We start from the raw sequence: 18931 nt of genomic DNA, 5'->3' as shown, positions 1-18931 counted from the left end.
CCCGCATTTCAGGGACTGCCGCTGTGAGAACCCCAGAGCATAGAACAGAGTGACTGCCGCTGTGAGCACAACCGATACGCCCCTTAACGCCTCCCCGGCCCGGGGAGGCATGGGAATGTCCCGCAAGTTCAAGGCGTATCTGGCTCTCACGAAACCGCGCGTCATCGAGCTGCTCCTGGTCAGCACCCTGCCCACCATGATTTTCGCCCAGCGCGGGTTCCCTTCCATCGGCCTGATCCTCGCGACGCTGGTCGGAGGTGCATTCGCCGCTGGAAGTGCCGGTGTTTTCAACTGCTACATTGACCGCGACATCGACAAACTGATGCACCGCACCGAGAAGCGCCCTCTCGTCACGGGTGAGGTCACCCCCCGGGAAGCGCTGGTGTTCGCTTGGGTCTTGGGGGCCGCATCGATCGCCATCTTGTGGTTCGGCGCCAATCCGCTGTCCGCATGGCTTGGGCTCGCTGCGATTGTTTTCTACGTGGTCATTTACACGATGATCCTCAAGCGCCGCACTGCCCAGAACATCGTGTGGGGCGGGGCCGCAGGTTGCTTCCCTGTTCTGATTGCGTGGGCCGCGGTGACCAACACCGTTCAGTGGCCGGCTTTCGTTCTGTTCATGGTCATCTTCCTGTGGACGCCCCCGCACTACTGGCCCTTGTCCATGCGTTACGGCGAGGACTACCGCAACGCCAACGTGCCTATGCTTGGGGCGATCGCCGGTGCCAAGGTGGTCTCGGTCCAGGTGGTCCTGTATGCATGGGCCATGGTTGCCTGCTCGCTGTTGTTGATCCCGGTGGGTGGCGCGGGGTGGGTGTACAGCATCGTGGCCGTCTTAGCCGGTGCATGGTTCCTGTACGAAAGCCACGCCTTGTACAAGAGGGCCCAAGGCGGCGACATGTCCAACAAGGGCGCCATGAAGGTTTTCCACGGCTCCATCAGCTACCTGACACTTCTGTTCATTGCCTTGGCGGTGGACCCGTTCATCGGGTTCCCTATCATCGGCGGCTAGCCACTCCAGCAGCTTTCCAGACAACGGCTCGACGCCGGTACTCAAGCGAGTTCCGGCGTCGAGCCTTTTCGTTCACTGACAACGAAACCCGCCCGTCTCAACCGCGAACCGCCAAGGCCACCTAGTCGGACTCCGACAGCACCTAATTCGAAGCCCGCAGCACAGCTGTCGGCATCGCAGCGACCGTGTCGTACAAGGTGGCTAAAGGTTGGTGGCCGGTGATTCCCGGGTACGCAACCCTCCTGGGCATCGGTGCGGGCCTGTTGCGCGGCACGTTGTCGGCGGCCTAGGCGGCGGTGGCGGCGTCCCGGCCGATCCCGCCCAGTTGATCCGCCGCTAGCGGCGCGGGCTATCCGTCGCGAGGTCAGCAGCGTTCGTGGACGCAATCATCAAGAGTGCAGCGCCCAGCATGTGGGTGCCCACGAGCAGGGCAGGAATCCCGTTGTAGTACTGGGTGAAGCCAATGACGGCCTGCAGGACCGTGACAGTGAGCAACAGGTAGGTCGCGGTGCGGAACGGGCCGGTGATCCTGCGCCGAAGCACGAGGTACACCGCGAAAAGGCTTCCTGCGGTAATGAGGTAGGCAGGAATCGCATGCAGATGCGAGACGAAGTCCCAGTCGAGGTCATTGCGGGGCGCATTGGCGTCCCCGGCATGCGGGCCGGCGCCAGTCACGATGACGCCGAGCATCACGGCGATGGCGGAACAAACAGCCACGGCCACCATGACCGGCCGCGCCGCACCGGGCAAATCAACGAGCAACCGGTTCTTGAACCGCCCCGTCCGGCCGTAGGCCCGATTGACCAGGAGCGTAGAGATGACCACCAGGGCCATCGACACCAGGAAGTGCAGGCCCACCACCCAAGGGTTGAGATTGGACAACACCGTAATCCCGCCGATGATCGCTTGGGCAGGGATGCTGGCCAAGAGCCCAAGGGCGAGGAGGAAAAGGTCCCGGCGCTCCTTGCGGAGCTTCCACAAGTACACCAACAGGAAGACGGCGACGGCGGCCAGCGCGAAGGTCAGTAGCCTGTTGCCGAATTCGATGAAGCCGTGAATGCCCATCTCAGGGGTGTTGACCAGGGAATTGTTGGTACAACGGGGCCAGGTAGGGCAGCCCAAGCCTGAGGACGTGAGGCGCACTGCCCCTCCTGTCACCACAAGCACGGTTTGTCCTATCAGTGACAGCAGGGCCAGGCGCCGGACGGCAGTATTGACTTCCGTGGGCAGTTTGGACGCTAGCCGCTGAACGGTTCTAGGGAATCGCGATGCCGTGGTCACAGTTTTCTCAATTCTGAAATCGTTAGTTCCACTTGAACCAGCGGATGGCTGCGGCGCCGGCGAGCACCGTCCACAGCAGCAGGGTGAGTACGGCGGACAGGGGTGCTGCGCCGGAGAGGAAGGAATCCCGGAGAGCCAGGCCCAACGCCCCGGACGGCAGGAAGTGGACAATGTCCTGCGTTAGGGGTGGAAGCCGCTCGGCGGGCACCACGATGCCGCCCAGTGCCCCTAAGAGAATCCACAGAAGGTTGGTGATCGCGAGTGTTGCCTCCGGCCTGACAGTTCCAGCAACGAGCAACCCCAGCGCGGTGAACGCGGCTGCGCCGAGCACCAACACGCACATACCTGGAAGCCAGCCGTCCAGGCGCGGGTGCCAGCCCAGCATGCCTGCAACAGTTCCCACGATCACAACCTGCAGGAAGAGCACCACGAGGACCGCAAGAATTTTGCCCGCAATGAGGCCGCCCCTGCCGAGTGGGGTGGTAGACAGGAAACGGAGGACGCCATAGCGCCGATCAAATCCGGTGGCGATGCCCTGTCCCGTGAAAGCTGTGGACATTGCGCAAAGCGCGAGGATTCCGGGAGTGGCGATGTCAACCCGTGAGGCACCCAGCCCGTCCAGCAGCGGCGTCACCGCAAGGCCTACCAGCGCCATCAGGGGCAGGACAATGGCCAGGATCAACTGCTCGCCATTGCGCAGCATGGCGACGGTTTCGTATCGGCCTTGCTGGAGGATTCTTTGCAGAAGTGAAGCGGGCCCGGCGTTTGGAGAAAGTAGCTTGCTCATCGGAGGTCCCTTCCGGAAATGTCCAGGAACACGTCTTCAAGGCTGCGGGCCTCAAGGCGCAGTGATGCGGGCATGATGTTCCGTTCGGCCAGCGATGCCATCAATGCCGCCAGGTCAGTTGGCGTCAGGACGCCCTTCAGCGAGTAGCTTCCCGGGCGGGACTCGGCCACCTCAAGGCCGGCCCTGAGTACTGTGGAGAAGTCCAGCCCGGCTACGGCGTCGAAATACAGCGTGCGATCGGTGACGCCCGTGTCTGCGGAGTGGTCGTGCTGCAGGAGCTCGGCCACCGTTCCCTCGGCAACGTTGTGTCCGCCGTCGATGATGTAGACATAATCGGCGAGGCGTTCGGCGTCGTCCATCAAATGGGTGGTGAGGACGATGCCCATGCCGGAGTCGCGAAGCTCGGCGATCAGGTCAAACACCATCTGCCGCGACTGCGGGTCCAGACCGGCGCTGGGTTCGTCGAGAAACAGGATCTCGGGATTTCCTACCAGGGCGGCGGCCAGGGCCAACCGCTGCTTCTGTCCACCGGAGAGCCGGCGGACGCTGGTTTTGCTGAATTGGGAGATGCCGAGCCGGTCAACCAAGGCATCGACGTCCATTGGGCGTTGGTACATTCCCGCCACGTGGCGCAGCAGGGGAATGGGACGGGCCGACGGCGGGAGGCCGCCGTCCTGGAGCATGACCCCAACTCGGGATCGGAGTTCAGCTCCAGCGGTGTCAGGATCGGCGCCAAGAAGGGAAATGGAACCGCCGGTCCGCTTTTGGACGCCTTGGGCGCATTCAAGCGTGGTGGTTTTGCCAGCACCGTTGGCTCCCAAAAGCGCTGTCACTTGGCCGCGCTCGGCCACCAAGGACAGCCCACTGACCACCCGCAGCATTTTGCCGTCAAGGGAAGCCAGGGGTCCAACATCCTTAATGAGTCCGTCAATGGTGAGGACAGGGGATTCGGGGGATCGCACCAAAGTATTCTACGCGAAGTAGTAGGGTCACATTGTGCGGACAGGCTCTGCACGGAGCAAGGTCAGTCTTGCCTTACTGGAGCTCGGAAACAAATTACGACATGATTGTGTTGTGTATTCCATGAGCAGTCCACTATCCATGCCCTCCAAGCGGCATGCTGCAGCACCGGAGGCAGCTGTGTCTTCGCCCGTGCTGCCGGACGCAGAAGAACGCACTAAAGACCGCGTCCTGAGTGCCGTGCTTGAAAATGGCCCCGTGAGCGCCGCTGAACTCGGAGATCTTCTCGGATTTACACCGGCCGCTGTCCGCCGTCACCTCGATCACCTTGAACGCAGCGGTGTCATCGAGGTCAAGCGAGTGGCCAGGGCGGGTTCGGGCGCCGGTCGGCCGGCCAGGCGATACGTACTCAGTTCCCGGGGACAGTCCAAACTCGGTGACGACTACCTGAACATTGCCAGCTCGGCCCTCAGGCGGCTGCAGGACATTGCCGGCACGGAAGCCGTCCGGGAGTACGCCGAAGAGCGGTTTGCTGAGCTGGAACAGCGCTACGCGCCGGAGGTGGAGGCTGCAGGGGAAGACATCACATCCCGCGCCAACGCGTTGTCCCAAGCGCTCAGCCGGGATGGCTACGTCGCCTCTGCCCACTCCATAGAGGCCAAAGCCCCGCTGCCCGCAGCATTGTCCAGCGTCCAGCTATGCCAGGGCCACTGTCCCATCCAGCAGCTGGCCGCTGAGTTTCCGGTGTTCTGCGACGCTGAGACAAAGGCGTTTTCCCGGCTGGTCGGAGTAGACGTCCGCCGGCTCTCCACGCTCGCCCAAGGCGGCCACGTGTGCACCACCCATATACCTACCGGGCGCTTGGCTGCCAGGGTGCCCCTCGGCACCGCCGTGCAGCCCAGCAGCCCGTACCAGGAATCCAACAACCAGCAAGAAAGGCCGTAATGACGGGTCAAATAGCTGAAGGAACAGCAGCGCAAGCGATTGCTGACGGCACCGTGATCTCGGAGATTCTGGAGAAGAATCCCGAGCTGCACGGTATCGGAAACTACGAGTACGGTTGGGCGGACAAGAACGACGTCGGGGCAAATGCCCGGCGTGGCCTCAACGAGGACGTCGTTCGTGACATCTCCTCGAAGAAGAGCGAGCCCGAGTGGATGCTCGATTTGCGCCTCAAGGGCCTGAAGTACTTTGACCGGAAGCCCATGCCCACGTGGGGCGCGGACCTTTCCGGCATTGATTTCGACAACATCAAGTACTTCGTGCGTTCCACCGAGAAGCAGGCAGCAACGTGGGAAGACCTGCCGGAGGACATCCGGAACACGTACGAGAAGCTTGGCATTCCGGAAGCTGAGCGCAGCCGCTTGGTCTCGGGTGTCGCAGCGCAGTACGAATCGGAGGTCGTGTACCACCAGATCCGCGAGGACCTCGAAGCCCAGGGCGTCATCTTCCTGGACACCGACACCGCTTTGAGGGAACACCCGGAGATCTTCCAGGAGTACTTCGGCACCATCATTCCGGTTGGTGACAACAAGTTCGCGTCCTTGAACACGGCCGTGTGGTCCGGCGGCTCGTTCGTGTACGTGCCCAAGGGTGTACACGTGGACATCCCGCTGCAGGCCTACTTCCGTATCAACACCGAGAACATGGGCCAGTTCGAACGTACGCTGATCATCGCCGATGAAGATTCCTACGTTCACTACATCGAGGGCTGCACGGCTCCGATCTACACCTCCGACTCCTTGCACTCGGCCGTTGTGGAAATCATTGTGAAGAAGGGCGCCCGCGTCCGCTACACCACCATCCAGAACTGGTCCACCAACGTGTACAACCTGGTGACCAAGCGCGCCATCTGCGAAGAGGGCGCCACCATGGAGTGGATCGATGGAAACATCGGTTCCAAGGTGACCATGAAGTACCCGGCCGTCTACCTGGTGGGAGAACACGCCAAGGGTGAGACCTTGTCCATCGCTTTCGCCGGTGAGGGCCAGCACCAGGACACGGGTTCAAAGATGGTGCACATCGCGCCGAACACCAAGAGCTCCATCATTTCCAAGTCAGTGGCCCGCGGCGGTGGCCGCGCGGCCTACCGTGGTTTGGTCCAGGTCCGCGAAGGCGCCAAGCACTCGGCCAACACCGTGCGCTGTGACGCCCTCCTGGTGGACACCATCTCCCGGTCGGACACATATCCCTACATCGATATCCGCGAGGATGACGTCGTCATGGGTCACGAGGCGACTGTTTCCCGCGTCAGTGAAGAGCAGCTCTTCTATCTGATGTCCCGCGGCATGCCTGAGGACGAGGCCATGGCCATGATCGTGCGCGGCTTCATCGAGCCGATCGCCCGTGAGCTTCCCATGGAATACGCCCTTGAGTTGAACCGCTTGATTGAATTGCAGATGGAAGGGTCCGTCGGTTAACAATGACTGATATCACTACTGAAAAGGCGCGCATCGGCGCCCCCTCAGCACAGCCGTTTATCAACGGCTTCACCGAGGAAGGCGAGAACCTTTCGCCCGTAAACACCGGAACGAACACCAGCACGACGTCGGAGCAGCCTTCGGCTGGCCCGCTCGCTGGCGCTTCCGCCAAGAGCCATTCGCACGGGGGCGGAGTCGGCGTACCCGATAGCTCCCGTGCGGGCCGCCTCACCTCCTACAAAGTGGCTGACTTCAAGCCGCTGAACGGCCTTGAGGAAGACTGGCGCTTCACACCGCTGAAGCGCTTGCGGGGCCTCCACACCGAGGTCCTCAACGGCGCAGCTCCGGCTGTCAGTGTCACGGCACCGGCCGGCGTCGTGGTTGAAACCGTTGGCCGGGATGACAAGCGGATCGGGCAGGCAGCGATCCCGGAGGACCGCGTTTCCGCTAACGCGTGGGAAAACTTCGCAGAAGCCACCGTGGTCACCATTCCGGCCGAGTTGCAGGCTGAGGGCGAGGTTACTGTCTTGGTGACCGGTACCCTCGAGTCGCCGGCCGCTCAGCACATTGTGATCGTGGCGGAGCGCTTCTCCAAGGCCGTCGTTGTCCTGGACCACCAGGGCACGGCTGTGCTTTCGCAGAACGTTGAAATCCTCGTCGAAGACGGTGCCGAACTCACGGTTGTTTCCTTGCAGGAATGGGCTGACAACGCCGTCCATGCATCGGCCCAGCAAGCCAAGATCGGCCGCGATGCCAAGTTCAAGCACATCGTGGTGAGCTTGGGTGGGGACCTTGTCCGCATCACGCCGTCCACCCGCTTTACTGCGCCGGGGGCCGACGTCGAAATGTTTGGCCTGTACTTCGCTGATGCAGGGCAGCACCTGGAGCAGCGGCTCTTCGTTGACCACGCGGTGGCCAACTGCAAGTCACGCGTTCTCTACAAGGGTGCCCTTCAAGGCCGCAACGCGCACACTGTGTGGGTAGGCGACGTCCTGATCCGCAAGGAAGCCGAAGGCACAGACACCTACGAGGCCAACCGGAACCTGGTGCTGACCGATGGCGCGCGCGCTGACTCGGTGCCCAACCTCGAAATCGAAACCGGTCTGATTGAGGGCGCGGGCCATGCCAGTGCCACCGGCCGGTTCGACGACGAGCACCTGTTCTACCTGATGGCCCGCGGCATTCCCGAAAAGGTTGCGCGACGTTTGGTGGTCCGTGGCTTCCTCAACGAAATCATCCAGCAGATCAAGGTTCCGGCCATCGAAGATCGCCTCACCGCAGCCGTAGAGCGCGAGCTCGCCGCGACGGACAACTGAAACAGTCAGGTATAAGGACAATGAGCGAAGAATCCAAGGGCGAGCTGGTATGCAACGCCAATGACATCCAGGTCAAGCAGGCGCTGCGAGTTCTCATCGGTGACTACCCCGTAGCGATCGTGAAGGACTCCATGGGTGAAATCCATGCGATCGCCGATACCTGCTCGCACGCGGACATCTCACTGTCCGAAGGTGAGGTTGAAGGCTGCGCCATCGAATGCTGGGGACACGGTTCACAGTTCGATCTGCGCAGCGGGCAACCCCTCCAGCTCCCTGCCTTTGACCCCGTCGCCGTTTTTGCCGTCACTCTTGATGGCGACGACGTCTATGTGGATGTCACCAACGTTGTGAACGGCGCCTCGGTAGATCACTACTGAGCGCCCAGTACCGCCAGACTTACGAACGGAAGAAAGAAGAGCATGTCTACTCTTGAAATCAAGGATCTGCACGTCAGCATCGAGACGGAGCAGGGCACCAAGGAAATCCTGAAGGGCGTCAGCCTGACCATCAGGACCGGCGAGACCCACGCCATCATGGGGCCCAACGGCTCCGGCAAGTCCACCTTGGCCTCCACCATCGCCGGACACCCCCGTTACAACGTCACCAGCGGAACCATCACGTTGGACGGCGAAGACGTCCTCGCGATGAGCGTCGACCAGCGCGCCCGCGCAGGCGTTTTCCTGGCCATGCAGTACCCGGTGGAAGTTCCCGGCGTCACCATGACCAACTTCCTGCGCACCGCCAAGACCGCCATCGACGGCGAAGCGCCTGCACTGCGTACCTGGACCAAGGATGTCAAAGCTGCCATGCAGCAGCTCCGCATTGACGCCGACTTTGCCCAGCGCAACGTCAACGAAGGCTTCTCCGGTGGCGAGAAGAAGCGTGTTGAGATCCTTCAGCTCGAGCTCTTCAAGCCCAAGTTCGCCATCCTCGATGAGACCGACTCCGGCCTCGACGTCGACGCACTCAAGGTCGTCTCCGAAGGCGTCAACCGAGCACATGCAGAGGGCAACATGGGCACTCTGCTCATCACCCACTACACCCGGATCTTGCGCTACATCAAGCCGGAATTCGTCCACGTTTTCGTTGACGGCAAGGTTGTTGAAGAGGGCGGCCCCGAGCTTGCGGACCGCCTTGAAGAAGAGGGCTACGACCGTTACGCCCCGGGTGCGGGCGTAGCTGTTGCCCCTGCTGTGCAGGCCTAGTTAGGATCCCCTTATGACCGAAATCAAAGCCGCGCGCACCAACCTCGAGGATGTCGAGGAAGCGCTCAAGGACGTGATTGACCCTGAATTGGGGGTCAACGTTGTGGACTTGGGCCTTCTTTACGGGCTGAAATACTCCGAGGAGGATGGTGCTCTCCTGATCGACATGACGCTGACTACGGCGGCTTGCCCCCTTACCGATGTGCTTGAAGAGCAAGTGGGCAAATCGTTGGACGGCGTGGTCGATGAGTGGCGACTGAATTGGGTGTGGATGCCGCCTTGGGGTCCCGAGCGGATTACCGACGACGGCAAGGACCAGATGCGGGCCCTCGGCTTCAACATCTGATGACTTCACAAAAAATGGTTCCAGGCATCATGCCTGGAACCATTTTTTGTGCCTCCCCGCAGGCTACGGCGTTGCCACACCGAAGGTATCGCATTTATTGATGTCACCGGTGGTGTAGCCCTGATAGAACCACTTCTGCCGCTGTGCACTGGAGCCGTGGGTCCAGGACTCGGGGGAGACCTTGCCTGTTGCGGCCTTCTGGATACGGTCATCGCCGACGGCGGACGCGGCGGACAGTGCGTCCTTCACGTCTTGTTGGGTCACCGGATCCAGGAAAGGCTTCCCGGTTGCCGGATCCTTCTGGGTTGCGGCATGCTCAACCCAAATCCCGGCGAAGCAATCGGCTTGGAGTTCCACGCGGACGCTGCCGGATGCCGGTCCTTGCGGGTCTTGCTGTGCCTTGTCCAAAGTGCCAATGAGGCTTTGAACGTGGTGCCCGAACTCATGGGCAACAACGTACTCTTGGGCGAGCGGTCCGCCCGAGGACCCGAATCGCGTGACCAGTTCATCGAAGAAACCAGGATCGAAATACGCGGTTGAGTCAGCCGGGCAGTAGAACGGACCGACATCCGTGGTGGCCTGCCCGCAGCCAGTGGTGGTGGCTTGGCTGAAGATGACAGCCTTCGGCCGCGGATACTTCACCTTGTAGTCAGCCAGATAGGCGGGCCAGAAGGCGTTCAGGCTGTTGACGGTTCCCGTGATCCTACAGTCCAGCCTCTTATCGGCATCCGCCCCGGTTTTACACTGTTGCAGTGCCGAACCGGAGCTACCGGCGTCGAGGGCAGGTGGCTGGCTTCCCGTTCCTGACAGGTCTCCGAGGATATTCGTGTTGAAGCCCAGTAAGGCAAGGATGATGACGACGATCCCGCCGCCAATCCCACCACCGATCTTGGTTCCACGGCCCATTCCGCCGCCACGACGGTCTTCCACTTGGGAGGGATCAAGTTGTGCACCGTCATTGAAGCTCATACAGCCACAATAGACGTCACTTTCAGTGTTGAATGCCCGGGGCTACCGTAAAATCGACACGATGCCATTCTTGAACAAACTCCAACTCTGGGCTGACGAGCACCCCTACGACACCGCCGTCGTTGTGGGGAACGCCCGGCGCACTTGGGCTGACCTGCGCGATGCCGCCTCTGTGCTTGCCATCGATGCCAAGGCCACCACAATCCTGGCCGAGCGGAATTCCGTGGACTTCATTGAACGCTACGTCGCCGCCGTTTCGGGTGAACGGCGGTGCGCTGTCCTGGACCCGGAATGGCCCGAGGCACTGATTGACGAAGTCAGCCTTCGATTGGTGGACGCCCCGGCCACTGTCCGGAAAAAGCCGGGCGGCGCAGAGCCCACCGGTCTGCCAGCAGGCACCTTGATGGATGGCGACCCATCCACCACTTTTCTGGTGGGCCTGACATCCGGAACCACGGCGATGCCCAAAGCCTTCACGCGGTCACGACGCTCCTGGCAAGTCTCTTTCGATGCATCGATCGCGTTCTTCGGGCTAACCCGACAGGACCGCACATTAGCCCCCGGCCCCCTGTCCGCGAGCCTGAACCTTTACGCGTTGTCGGAGTGTCTTTATGCCGGGGCCGCGTTCCATACGTTGGAGTCCTTCGACGTGGGAGATGCGCACGCGGCCATCAGCCATGATGGGATCACCCGTTTGGTGTTGGTGCCCACCATGCTCAGGTTGCTCAGTGAGCGGGGGCTGGCAGGGGGAGTGGATGCCTCCGGCGTCCGCAGCATCATATGCGCTGGCTCCAAGCTGGACGCGCGGACCTTGGAAGCGGCACGCCGCTGGGCACCCAACGCCGCCATCTTCGAGTACTACGGCGCATCCGAACTCAGTTTCGTTTCGGGAACCGAGCTCCCGGCCGGCAGGCCCCTCGACGCCGGAGGAACCGGTATCGGTTCGCCGTTCCCCGGTGTTGAGTTGAAGATTCTCGACGACGCCGGCCGGCCACTTTTGGACGGTGAACACGGAAACATCTGCGTCCGGAGCGGTATGGTCAGCAACGGGTACTTGTGGGGAGACGACGGTCACGCCCTTCGTTGCCTCGATGGCTGGTACACAGTGGGAGACCAGGGATTTGTGAAGAACGGCATCCTCAATATGCTGGGGCGCCAGTCGGACATGATCATCACCGCCGGAAAAAACGTCTATCCCCATGAAGTGGAACTGGCCCTTGCCTCGGTTCCAGGCATCGACACCGCAATCGCTGCAGGTGCGCCCGATGACATCCGCGGCCAAAAGGTAGTTGCCGGCGTCGTCCCCGCATATGGTGCGGTTACGGCCACACAACTGAGGACGGGGTTGGACGGCCTGCTGCCTAGGGACAAGCGGCCGGTCCAGTACTACGTGCTCTCCGAGCTGCCCATGACAGACCGGGGCAAGATCAGCCGCAACGTCCTCTTGGACTGGATCAAGAACCACGACCCCAGGGCTGTCCCACTTGGCTAGCACACCTTCCTCCGATATCGCGGACGACCCGTCGCGGCAACCGGTCATCATCGCTGCCTTGCGCACCCCCATCTGCCGCGCGAATGGCCAACTGAAGCACCTCCGGGCACCGGAACTCCTGACGCCCGTCCTGCGGGCGTTAGTTGATACCACGGGGGTGGACCCTGCCCAAGTAGACGACGTGATTATTGGGAACGCTGTGGGCGGTGGCGGGAACCTCGCACGATTTGCGGCGCTTGCAGCAGGCCTGCCGGTCACCGTCCCCGGCGTTACCGTCGACCGGCAGTGCGGTTCGGGGCTCGATGCTATTGCCTTGGCAGCCCGCTTGGTTGCCGGTGGCGGCGATCCGCTGTTCCTGGCCGGCGGAGTTGAAAGCATCAGCACGGCTCCAGCGCGCGCCTACCGAAATCCGGACGGGAGCCTCGACTTCTACGCGAGGGCCAATTTCGTTCCCCAAAGCTTCGGGGATCCTGACATGGGCGTTGCGGCTGAGAACGTTGCCGAGGAATTCAACATCACCCGGGAGCGGCAGGACGAGTTCGCGCTTCGGAGCCACCGACGGGCCATTGACGCCTCGTCCGCGGGTCGCTTTGCAGGGGAAATCGTACCCCTGCTATCGCCGGTAGCGGGCCGTCTTGTGGATGCGGACGACGGCCCCAGGCCGTCGCTGACTTCAGCACTTATGGTGCGGTTTCCGCCGTCGTTTGTCCCCGGTGGGACAGTCACCGCAGGTAACTCATGCTTCGACGCGGACGCCGCGGCCGCCGTCGTGATCACTTCCCTCAAGCGGGCACGTGAGCTTGGGGCGGCGGAGGGAATGATGGTGCTCGGTTGCGATACCAAGGGCGTGGACCCGAAGCTCCTGGGAATAGGCGCCGCGCATGCAGCCGAACGGCTTCTGGCGACACACCGGATTTCGGGCGCGGACGTCGACGTCTGCGAATTCAACGAAGCTTTTGCCTCCCAGACCATAGCCTGCCTGCAACACCTTGGTATTGATCCTGCTCGGGCCAACCTGGAGGGCGGCGCTTTGGCGTTGGGCCACGGTTACGGAGCGTCCGGCGCCGTGTTGGTGACCAGACTTCTGGCACAAGCGCGGAGCCGAAACGACGAGTCCGGCGAACTGGCCCTGGGATTGGCGATGATCAGCAGCGCGGGAGGCATGGGTACCGCGGCTTTGCTGCAATATGCGCTCTTTTAGCGCTCCTGCCCGGCGATGCCAGGGACTGATCGAAATCTGCGCGGCGACCGCTGCAAGTGACGACCTGCCCGGTCCTATTCAGCCCAAAACACACGTGGCCCGAAAGCCGGGGGAAAGAGATTTGGTGCCCTGCTAGCGGTGCGCAGAATGACGGCCCCCGACACGGTGCAAGCCTGCCGCATTCGCTGGGTTCGCCGACGTAGAATTGGCCCCGCGTGTGGAGGTTGTGGTTTAGTGGGACGGACATACGCCCAAAAAACCCGGAAATCCGGCGCGCCAAGACAAACTTGGCCGGGCCCCCAGCGGTCCTCCGTGCATCGAACGAAGGCTTATTCATGCTTCCACGTCATTCAACCACCTCCTCTTTCCTGATTCCATCCGTAACGCGGACAGCGCCGCGTACGTTTGGCGGGGGAGGTGTGCTTGCTGCCGCCCTCATTGTTTCCATGCTTAGTAGTGTTCCGTCGGCACAGGCCGCGACCCCCGCCTCACCCTCCTCGACGGCGGTCCCGGATCTGACAGTGAAAGGCTTGACGCTCAGGAGCTCGTTCCAGCCCAGTGGCAAGTTGACCGTGGCGGTAAATGCCCCGATCGGAGCGACGGTGAAGTTCAAGATGGACGGTAAGTATCTCGGGCAGGACAACATGTGGCCCTACAATTGGACTGTGGATGCCACACCTGGGAACCACGAGCTTGAAGCCCGCTGGGATCTGAACGGGCAGTATAAAACCGAAGCATCGTTCACCGCCGATACTGCTGCCGGACGTGGACAGACCGCAGTCTCAGCACCGGCGCCCGCCTCCGGCACGGCCCCCAGCTCCGGCACCGCGCCCGCCTCCGGCACCGCGCCCGCCTCCGGCACCGCGCCCACCTCCGGCACCGCGCCCACATCCGGCACCGCGCCCACATCCGGCTCCGCGCCCACCTCCGCTGGCAGCACACCGGCCCCCGTTGCTTCGACCACGGGGCAAGTGAACGTTTCAACTTCGAGCGAGTTGGTTGCGGCCTTGTCCAGTGCCCAGCCCGGGCAGACAATCCATCTGAACGATGGCACGTATGTCGGGAACTTTGACGCATCAGCGTCGGGTACGGCGTCCGCTCCCATCACACTTACCGGGTCGCGTGCCGCGGTCCTTACCACCGGGAACGTCGGATCCGGCTATGGCCTTCATGTCACCGGAAGCCAGTGGCGGATCTCCGGAATCGCCGTCACGCAGTCCGCCAAGGGAATCGTCCTGGACGGCTCGCAAGGCACCGTCATCAGCAATGTCGACGTCGGAAATATCGGCAGTGAGGCCGTGCATTTCCGCAAAAACAGCAGCGACAGCGCCATCGTCGATTCGACAATCCACGACACGGGTCTGACACAGCCGGGGTATGGGGAAGGCATTTACGCCGGTAGCGCCGCAAGTAACTGGGCCTCCACCATGGGTTCATCCTCGGTACCGGACCGCTCGGACCGGGTGATGGTCAAGAACAACCGAATATCAAACACGCCGGCAGAGGGCGTCGATATCAAAGAAGGCACCACAGGCGGCTCGATTGTAGGAAACGTGTTTTCCAACGCCGGTTACTCGGGTGTCAACTCGGCCGACTCCTGGGTGGACGTCAAGGGAAACGGTTACACCGTCACCGGAAACAGCGGCTCGAAGACGAAACTCGACGCCTTCCAGATCCACAGTGCGGTGCCCGGCTGGGGCCGCGACAACCACTTTTCCGGTAATTCTGTGGTGGATGGGGTGCCGGGCTATGAAGTCTGGGTCCAGTCCGCGGCCCTCGGGACCATCGTCTCATGCGAAAGCAGTGCCGCGAAGCTAGGCCTGACGAATATCGCCTGCGCGCCCTAACCGCGTCCGCGCCCCCGAAAGTCCTCGCGTGGCTTGCGGGGCCTGGCCGAAGAGGCTGGTCACCACGGCCGGATACGCCGTTATGAGACGGTCCTTCTGCTTCGCGCTTTCATTCACGGTCCTCCGGTTCGCCGAGTCCCCGGGCTGTCAGTGCATCCCCAGTCTGCCGGGCGTACGCCACCGTGCTGATGAACACAGGTAGGACAAGAGCCCTGGGATTGCGGTCGAGTCCCCGCGCGCGCGCTGAATCCCGTACGTCGGCGAAGGCACCAGCAATATAGGGGATGCTTCGAAGCATCACTGCGATGGTCAGCGCGAAGCGTTCGGGATCAGCGCCAAGCCTTCGGAACGGCTTGGCCAAGGACGCCACGCCGTCCAAGAGATCCTGCATGGGGGTGGTCGCTGTGAGTACGGCAGCGGCGACAACGCAGACCAAGACGTTCAACACGATTCGGGCTGCCGTGGGTCCGCCCAGCTGCCACCATTGGAACAGCCCGATGGCCAAGAGGACGGGCGTAACTGTCCAGACTGCACGCAGAAGCCGCCGGATGCCGGCCCCGGCGGCAAGGAACAAGGCGCAGATCACCAGGAAAACCAGCAGGGACACCCGCCAGTCGACGATGAGGAACGACGCCATTCCGCAGGCAGCCACCATGATGAACTTCAGCCACAGGGGAGCCCGGTGGACCAACGAGTGACCACGCACATAGTTGCCCATCAGGTAACCGTGGCCCCTCATCACTGCCTCCCGCCGAGCCGACCATTGGCCAAGGACGACGCACACAGCCGCCGGTAATGCCCGACGGCGGCGACCGCGCCGCCGTCGAAAACTATCTGTCCCGAATCCACCACCAGCACCCGATCCATGTCCAGCACCAGGTCGAGGTCGTGGGTGGACATGACCACCTGTTGTTCCAGCCCAGCGATCGTGGTCCGCAGCAGTTCCCGGTTCCTGAGGTCGAGCAGGGTGGACGGCTCGTCGAGGACCAGCACGGCAGGATCAACAGCCAGGACTACAGCCAGGGCCAGCAATTGCCGCTCACCTCCGGAGAGCTCGTAAATGCTTTGGTCGGCGAGGCCCAGGAGCCCGAACCGGTCGAGGACGGCTTCGGCGCGGGCTGTCCTTTCCTTGCGGCTCTTCACCGTCCGGCGCAGCGAAAGCTCGACGTCCTCGCGCCCTGTCGGCATCACCAATTGGGACAAGGGGTCGGTGAACACGAATCCGACGTTCCCACGGACCCGGCGCCCAGCGGAAACAGTGTCCTGACCGTGAACCATCACGGTGCCCTCACTCGGTTCAACCAAGCCGTTCAAAAGCCGGAGCAAAGTGGACTTCCCGGAACCGTTGGCGCCGATCACACCGATGCGTCGCTCGGGCAGGTCAAGCGTTACCTCGTGGAGAAGGGTTTTTGGAGCATCACCGCCGTCCACGGCGACCCGCACGGAGACGCGGTCCATACAAATGGAGTCCATGGGGTAATTGTTCCAGCTCTACTTGACCCGGCGCAGCAAGACGTCCGGGAACGCCTTGTGGATGGACACAGCGATGATCACTGCCAAGACGTTCTTCAGGATGTCACCGGGGTAGAAGGGAAGATCGGCCAGGACAGCCTTGCTGAAGTCCAGTTTCGCGTTGACCATCATGCCCAGCACTCCCAATCCGTGGATGATCAGGACGCTGCTGATCATCGTTGCCACGAACAGCCACGGCGCGCGAACCTTGGACGTGCGGCGAATGACCAGAGTGGCCAAGTAACCGGTGGCCGCTGCTGCCAGCGGGAACGCGATGATGTAACCGGCCGACGCCGTAGCCAGAATCCCAAGGCCGCTGCGGCCACCGCTGAAGATCGGCAAGCCCGCTAGTCCAAGGAGGACATACAGCCCGACGGCGGCGAACCCACGGCCCGGGCCCAAGACCAGGCCACTGAGCATGACGGTCAGGGTCACCAAGGTGATGGGCACTCCAAGCGCCCCCACGGGAATTCCGGGAACAACCGCCGACGCAGCCACGAGGGCCGCGAAGACGGCAATGAGCCCGATGTCGGTTGCGGTCCAACGCTTCCTCGAAGGGGCGCCCCGCTGCAGTGACGGGGTGGAAGCTGTCGGAGAATCAGTGGCGTTCATGATGGTCCTATCGGGATGATGCGGGTGATGTGGGCGGGTTCCCCCTGATATCGAGGATAGGGAGCATGGGGGTGGGGTTTTTTGGAGCCTCTCCACAATACGGAAGGGGAATTGTTTGGCCCTTGGCACAGATTGCCTTCCTTGCCGGCCCGCATGGCCCGCACCAGCCCCCCCCTTTCGACGGATGCATGCGCGCGTCCGGGGTGCCGGTAGACTTGGTAAGGCTGTTCTTACGGCCGTACCCGCCTCACTCACCCGGCCCACCGGTTCCGCAGGCGTTCCCCATTGAAAGGCATCACCCGAATTGATTACCGTCCAGGATCTTGAACTCCGCGCCGGCGCACGCCTGCTCATGGACCAGGTGAACTTCAGGGTGGACAGGGGGGACAAGATCGGGTTGGTTGGCCGCAATGGAGCCGGCAAGACAACCCTCACCCGAGTCCTTGCAGGTGAGGGCCTCCCGGCCAGCGGAAAAGTGACCCGGAGCGGCGAGATCGGGTACCTGCCGCAGGATCCCCGGACTCCGGACATGGAACAGCTTGCCCGGGACCGGATTCTCTCCGCGCGGGGCCTGGATGTGGTGGTCGGGAAACTGAAGAAGGCCCACGAGGACATGGCGAGCGAGGACGCAGCGGTTCAGCGTAAGGCCATGAACCGCTATGACCGTTTGGAAACGGAATTTCTGGCCGGCGGCGGTTACGCGGCAGAGGCCGAAGCTGCCGCCATCTCCTCCAACCTTGCGCTGCCCGATCGGCTCCTCAACCAGCCGCTGAAGACGCTCTCCGGTGGCCAGCGCCGCCGCGTGGAGTTGGCGCGGATCCTGTATTCGGACGCTGAGACGCTCCTTCTTGACGAGCCCACCAACCACCTCGACGCCGATTCCATCACTTGGTTGCGCGACTTCCTCAAGAATCACCAAGGCGGCCTGATCGTGATCAGCCACGATACGGATCTCTTGGAAGCCACGGTGAACAAGGTCTTCCTGCTTGACGCCAACCGCGCGCAGATCGACTACTACAACATGGACTGGAAGCGCTACCTACTTCAGCGCGAGACGGACGAGCGTGCGCGCAAGCGCGAGCGTGCCAACGCCGAAAAGAAGGCCCAAGTACTTATTGACCAAGCCAACAAGATGCGTGCCAAGGCTACAAAGGCCGTGGCTGCGCAAAACATGGCCAAGCGAGCTGAGCGCCTTCTGAGCGGCCTCGAGGCAGTGCGCGAGAATGACCGGGTGGCAGCCTTGCGCTTCCCCGATCCATCGCCGTGTGGCAAGACACCGCTGACCGCTGAAGGCCTCAGTAAGTCCTACGGCTCCCTTGAAATCTTCACCGACGTCGATTTGGCGATCGACCGCGGGTCCAAGGTGGTCATTCTTGGCCTCAACGGTGCCGGCAAGACCACTCTTCTGCGCATGCTTGCCGGAGTGGACAAACCGGACACCGGCGAAATCATCCCCGGGCACGGACTGAAGGTCGGTTACTACGCCCAGGAGCACGAAACGCTCGACGTCGACCGTACCGTTCTTGAGAACATGCGCTCCTCCGCCCCGGACATGAAGGATGCGGAGGTTAGGGGCATCCTGGGCTCATTCCTCTTCTCGGGAGACGACGTCGAGAAGCCTGCGGGCGTATTGTCCGGTGGTGAAAAGACACGTCTGGCACTTGCCACCATCGTGGCCTCCAGTGCCAACGTTTTGCTCCTGGACGAACCCACCAACAACCTCGACCCCGCAAGCCGCGCGGAAATTCTGGGGGCGCTCAAAAACTACAGCGGCGCCGTCGTGATGGTCAGCCACGACGAAGGCGCGGTCTCAGCCCTGAACCCCGAGCGTGTGGTGTTGCTTCCAGACGGGGTGGAGGACCACTGGAACGAGGACTACCTCGACCTCATCACGTTGGCCTAGCGCCGCCGCTGCGGGCTCTTGGTTCAGCGGGCTCTTGGTTCAGCGGGCTCTTGGTTCAGCGGCCTCTT

18 protein-coding genes are annotated in these 18931 nt (G+C 62.3%); 11 read left to right on the top strand and 7 right to left on the bottom strand.

Features of this window, described 5'->3' with window-relative positions:
* Positions 1 to 49 precede the first annotated feature (49 nt).
* Positions 50 to 1012, top strand: a complete 963-nt coding sequence (locus QRN04_RS03360) for a heme o synthase (protein ID WP_284974735.1) — start codon at positions 50 to 52, stop codon at positions 1010 to 1012.
* A gap of 336 nt (positions 1013 to 1348) precedes the next feature.
* On the opposite strand, the gene QRN04_RS03355 is transcribed toward QRN04_RS03360, so the two are convergent.
* Genes QRN04_RS03355 through QRN04_RS03345 form a run of 3 tightly spaced genes read right to left on the bottom strand, consistent with a single transcriptional unit; the run spans position 1349 to position 4042 of the window.
* The gene (locus QRN04_RS03355; protein ID WP_284974734.1) at positions 1349 to 2293 is read right to left on the bottom strand and encodes a COX15/CtaA family protein; all 945 of its coding nucleotides are present in this window, start codon (positions 2291 to 2293) and stop codon (positions 1349 to 1351) included.
* Positions 2294 to 2315: 22 nt separating this feature from the next.
* Positions 2316 to 3080 (bottom strand): ABC transporter permease, encoded by a 765-nt coding sequence (locus tag QRN04_RS03350; protein ID WP_284974733.1) that lies wholly within the window; start codon positions 3078 to 3080, stop codon positions 2316 to 2318.
* A complete protein-coding gene (locus QRN04_RS03345) occupies positions 3077 to 4042 on the bottom strand; it encodes an ABC transporter ATP-binding protein (RefSeq protein WP_284974732.1) in 966 nt (321 codons plus the stop codon). The genes QRN04_RS03350 and QRN04_RS03345 overlap by 4 nt, the downstream gene beginning before the upstream one ends.
* Before the next feature lie 121 nt (positions 4043 to 4163).
* Here QRN04_RS03345 and QRN04_RS03340 point away from each other — a divergent pair, with 121 nt between their 5' ends.
* From QRN04_RS03340 to QRN04_RS03315, 6 genes are read left to right on the top strand one after another with little or no spacing between them, the layout of a single operon-like run.
* Positions 4164 to 4985: a helix-turn-helix transcriptional regulator gene (locus tag QRN04_RS03340; RefSeq protein ID WP_284974731.1), complete on the top strand. Its 822-nt coding sequence runs from the start codon at positions 4164 to 4166 to the stop codon at positions 4983 to 4985.
* Positions 4985 to 6460: a Fe-S cluster assembly protein SufB gene (gene sufB / locus QRN04_RS03335; RefSeq protein ID WP_284974730.1), complete on the top strand. Its 1476-nt coding sequence runs from the start codon at positions 4985 to 4987 to the stop codon at positions 6458 to 6460. The genes QRN04_RS03340 and sufB overlap by 1 nt, the downstream gene beginning before the upstream one ends.
* A 2-nt stretch (positions 6461 to 6462) precedes the next feature.
* Complete coding sequence (gene sufD / locus QRN04_RS03330) at positions 6463 to 7776, top strand: Fe-S cluster assembly protein SufD (protein WP_284974729.1); 1314 nt, start codon at positions 6463 to 6465, stop codon at positions 7774 to 7776.
* Between the two features lie 20 nt (positions 7777 to 7796).
* Positions 7797 to 8153 (top strand): non-heme iron oxygenase ferredoxin subunit, encoded by a 357-nt coding sequence (locus tag QRN04_RS03325; protein WP_284974728.1) that lies wholly within the window; start codon positions 7797 to 7799, stop codon positions 8151 to 8153.
* Between the two features lie 42 nt (positions 8154 to 8195).
* On the top strand, positions 8196 to 8981 hold the full coding sequence (gene sufC / locus QRN04_RS03320; RefSeq protein ID WP_284974727.1) for a Fe-S cluster assembly ATPase SufC: 786 nt from the start codon (positions 8196 to 8198) through the stop codon (positions 8979 to 8981).
* Positions 8982 to 8994: 13 nt separating this feature from the next.
* Positions 8995 to 9327: a metal-sulfur cluster assembly factor gene (locus tag QRN04_RS03315; RefSeq protein WP_284974726.1), complete on the top strand. Its 333-nt coding sequence runs from the start codon at positions 8995 to 8997 to the stop codon at positions 9325 to 9327.
* 63 nt (positions 9328 to 9390) lie between these two features.
* Here QRN04_RS03315 and ypfJ read toward each other — a convergent pair whose 3' ends face one another.
* Complete coding sequence (gene ypfJ, locus QRN04_RS03310) at positions 9391 to 10296, bottom strand: KPN_02809 family neutral zinc metallopeptidase (RefSeq protein WP_284974725.1); 906 nt, start codon at positions 10294 to 10296, stop codon at positions 9391 to 9393.
* 61 nt (positions 10297 to 10357) lie between these two features.
* On the opposite strand from ypfJ, the gene QRN04_RS03305 reads away from it, so the two are divergent.
* The 3 genes from QRN04_RS03305 (at position 10358) to QRN04_RS03295 (ending at position 14836) form a co-directional block, all read left to right on the top strand.
* Positions 10358 to 11788 carry a class I adenylate-forming enzyme family protein gene (locus tag QRN04_RS03305; RefSeq protein ID WP_284974724.1) on the top strand — a complete coding sequence of 477 codons (1431 nt, stop codon included), beginning with the start codon at positions 10358 to 10360 and terminating at the stop codon, positions 11786 to 11788.
* Entirely contained in the window at positions 11772 to 12989 is a 1218-nt protein-coding gene (locus tag QRN04_RS03300) for a thiolase family protein (protein WP_284974871.1), read from the top strand. Before QRN04_RS03305 ends, QRN04_RS03300 begins: the two co-directional genes overlap by 17 nt.
* 335 nt (positions 12990 to 13324) lie before the next feature.
* Positions 13325 to 14836: a right-handed parallel beta-helix repeat-containing protein gene (locus tag QRN04_RS03295; protein WP_284974723.1), complete on the top strand. Its 1512-nt coding sequence runs from the start codon at positions 13325 to 13327 to the stop codon at positions 14834 to 14836.
* Positions 14837 to 14945: 109 nt separating this feature from the next.
* Here QRN04_RS03295 and QRN04_RS03290 read toward each other — a convergent pair whose 3' ends face one another.
* The 3 genes from QRN04_RS03290 to QRN04_RS03280 are packed head-to-tail and all read right to left on the bottom strand — an operon-like array spanning position 14946 to position 16960.
* Positions 14946 to 15575, bottom strand: a complete 630-nt coding sequence (locus QRN04_RS03290; protein WP_284974722.1) for an energy-coupling factor transporter transmembrane component T family protein — start codon at positions 15573 to 15575, stop codon at positions 14946 to 14948.
* Positions 15575 to 16309 (bottom strand): energy-coupling factor ABC transporter ATP-binding protein, encoded by a 735-nt coding sequence (locus QRN04_RS03285; RefSeq protein WP_284974721.1) that lies wholly within the window; start codon positions 16307 to 16309, stop codon positions 15575 to 15577. Before QRN04_RS03285 ends, QRN04_RS03290 begins: the two co-directional genes overlap by 1 nt.
* Positions 16310 to 16327: 18 nt before the next feature.
* Positions 16328 to 16960: a biotin transporter BioY gene (locus QRN04_RS03280; protein WP_284974720.1), complete on the bottom strand. Its 633-nt coding sequence runs from the start codon at positions 16958 to 16960 to the stop codon at positions 16328 to 16330.
* 304 nt (positions 16961 to 17264) lie between these two features.
* On the opposite strand from QRN04_RS03280, the gene QRN04_RS03275 reads away from it, so the two are divergent.
* On the top strand, positions 17265 to 18863 hold the full coding sequence (locus QRN04_RS03275) for an ABC-F family ATP-binding cassette domain-containing protein (RefSeq protein ID WP_284974719.1): 1599 nt from the start codon (positions 17265 to 17267) through the stop codon (positions 18861 to 18863).
* The last annotated feature ends 68 nt before the right edge of the window (positions 18864 to 18931 follow it).

Origin of the sequence: Arthrobacter sp. efr-133-TYG-104, assembly GCF_030208915.1 — a bacterium.
Lineage (GTDB): Bacteria > Actinomycetota > Actinomycetes > Actinomycetales > Micrococcaceae > Arthrobacter.
The sequence above is the reverse complement of the archived record's forward strand: the minus strand, read 5'-3'. Positions and strand labels throughout refer to the sequence as shown.

Excerpts from the sequence above, each read along its gene's own strand:
- QRN04_RS03350 (WP_284974733.1), bottom strand. The coding sequence starts at position 3,080 with ATGAGCAAGCTACTTTCTCCAAACGCCGGGCCCGCTTCACTTCTGCAA.
- QRN04_RS03340 (WP_284974731.1), top strand. The coding sequence starts at position 4,164 with ATGAGCAGTCCACTATCCATGCCCTCCAAGCGGCATGCTGCAGCACCG.
- sufB (WP_284974730.1), top strand. The coding sequence starts at position 4,985 with ATGACGGGTCAAATAGCTGAAGGAACAGCAGCGCAAGCGATTGCTGAC.
- sufD (WP_284974729.1), top strand. The coding sequence starts at position 6,463 with ATGACTGATATCACTACTGAAAAGGCGCGCATCGGCGCCCCCTCAGCA.
- QRN04_RS03325 (WP_284974728.1), top strand. The coding sequence starts at position 7,797 with ATGAGCGAAGAATCCAAGGGCGAGCTGGTATGCAACGCCAATGACATC.
- sufC (WP_284974727.1), top strand. The coding sequence starts at position 8,196 with ATGTCTACTCTTGAAATCAAGGATCTGCACGTCAGCATCGAGACGGAG.
- QRN04_RS03315 (WP_284974726.1), top strand. The coding sequence starts at position 8,995 with ATGACCGAAATCAAAGCCGCGCGCACCAACCTCGAGGATGTCGAGGAA.
- ypfJ (WP_284974725.1), bottom strand. The coding sequence starts at position 10,296 with ATGAGCTTCAATGACGGTGCACAACTTGATCCCTCCCAAGTGGAAGAC.
- QRN04_RS03305 (WP_284974724.1), top strand. The coding sequence starts at position 10,358 with ATGCCATTCTTGAACAAACTCCAACTCTGGGCTGACGAGCACCCCTAC.
- QRN04_RS03295 (WP_284974723.1), top strand. The coding sequence starts at position 13,325 with ATGCTTCCACGTCATTCAACCACCTCCTCTTTCCTGATTCCATCCGTA.
- QRN04_RS03290 (WP_284974722.1), bottom strand. The coding sequence starts at position 15,575 with ATGAGGGGCCACGGTTACCTGATGGGCAACTATGTGCGTGGTCACTCG.
- QRN04_RS03285 (WP_284974721.1), bottom strand. The coding sequence starts at position 16,309 with ATGGACTCCATTTGTATGGACCGCGTCTCCGTGCGGGTCGCCGTGGAC.
- QRN04_RS03280 (WP_284974720.1), bottom strand. The coding sequence starts at position 16,960 with ATGAACGCCACTGATTCTCCGACAGCTTCCACCCCGTCACTGCAGCGG.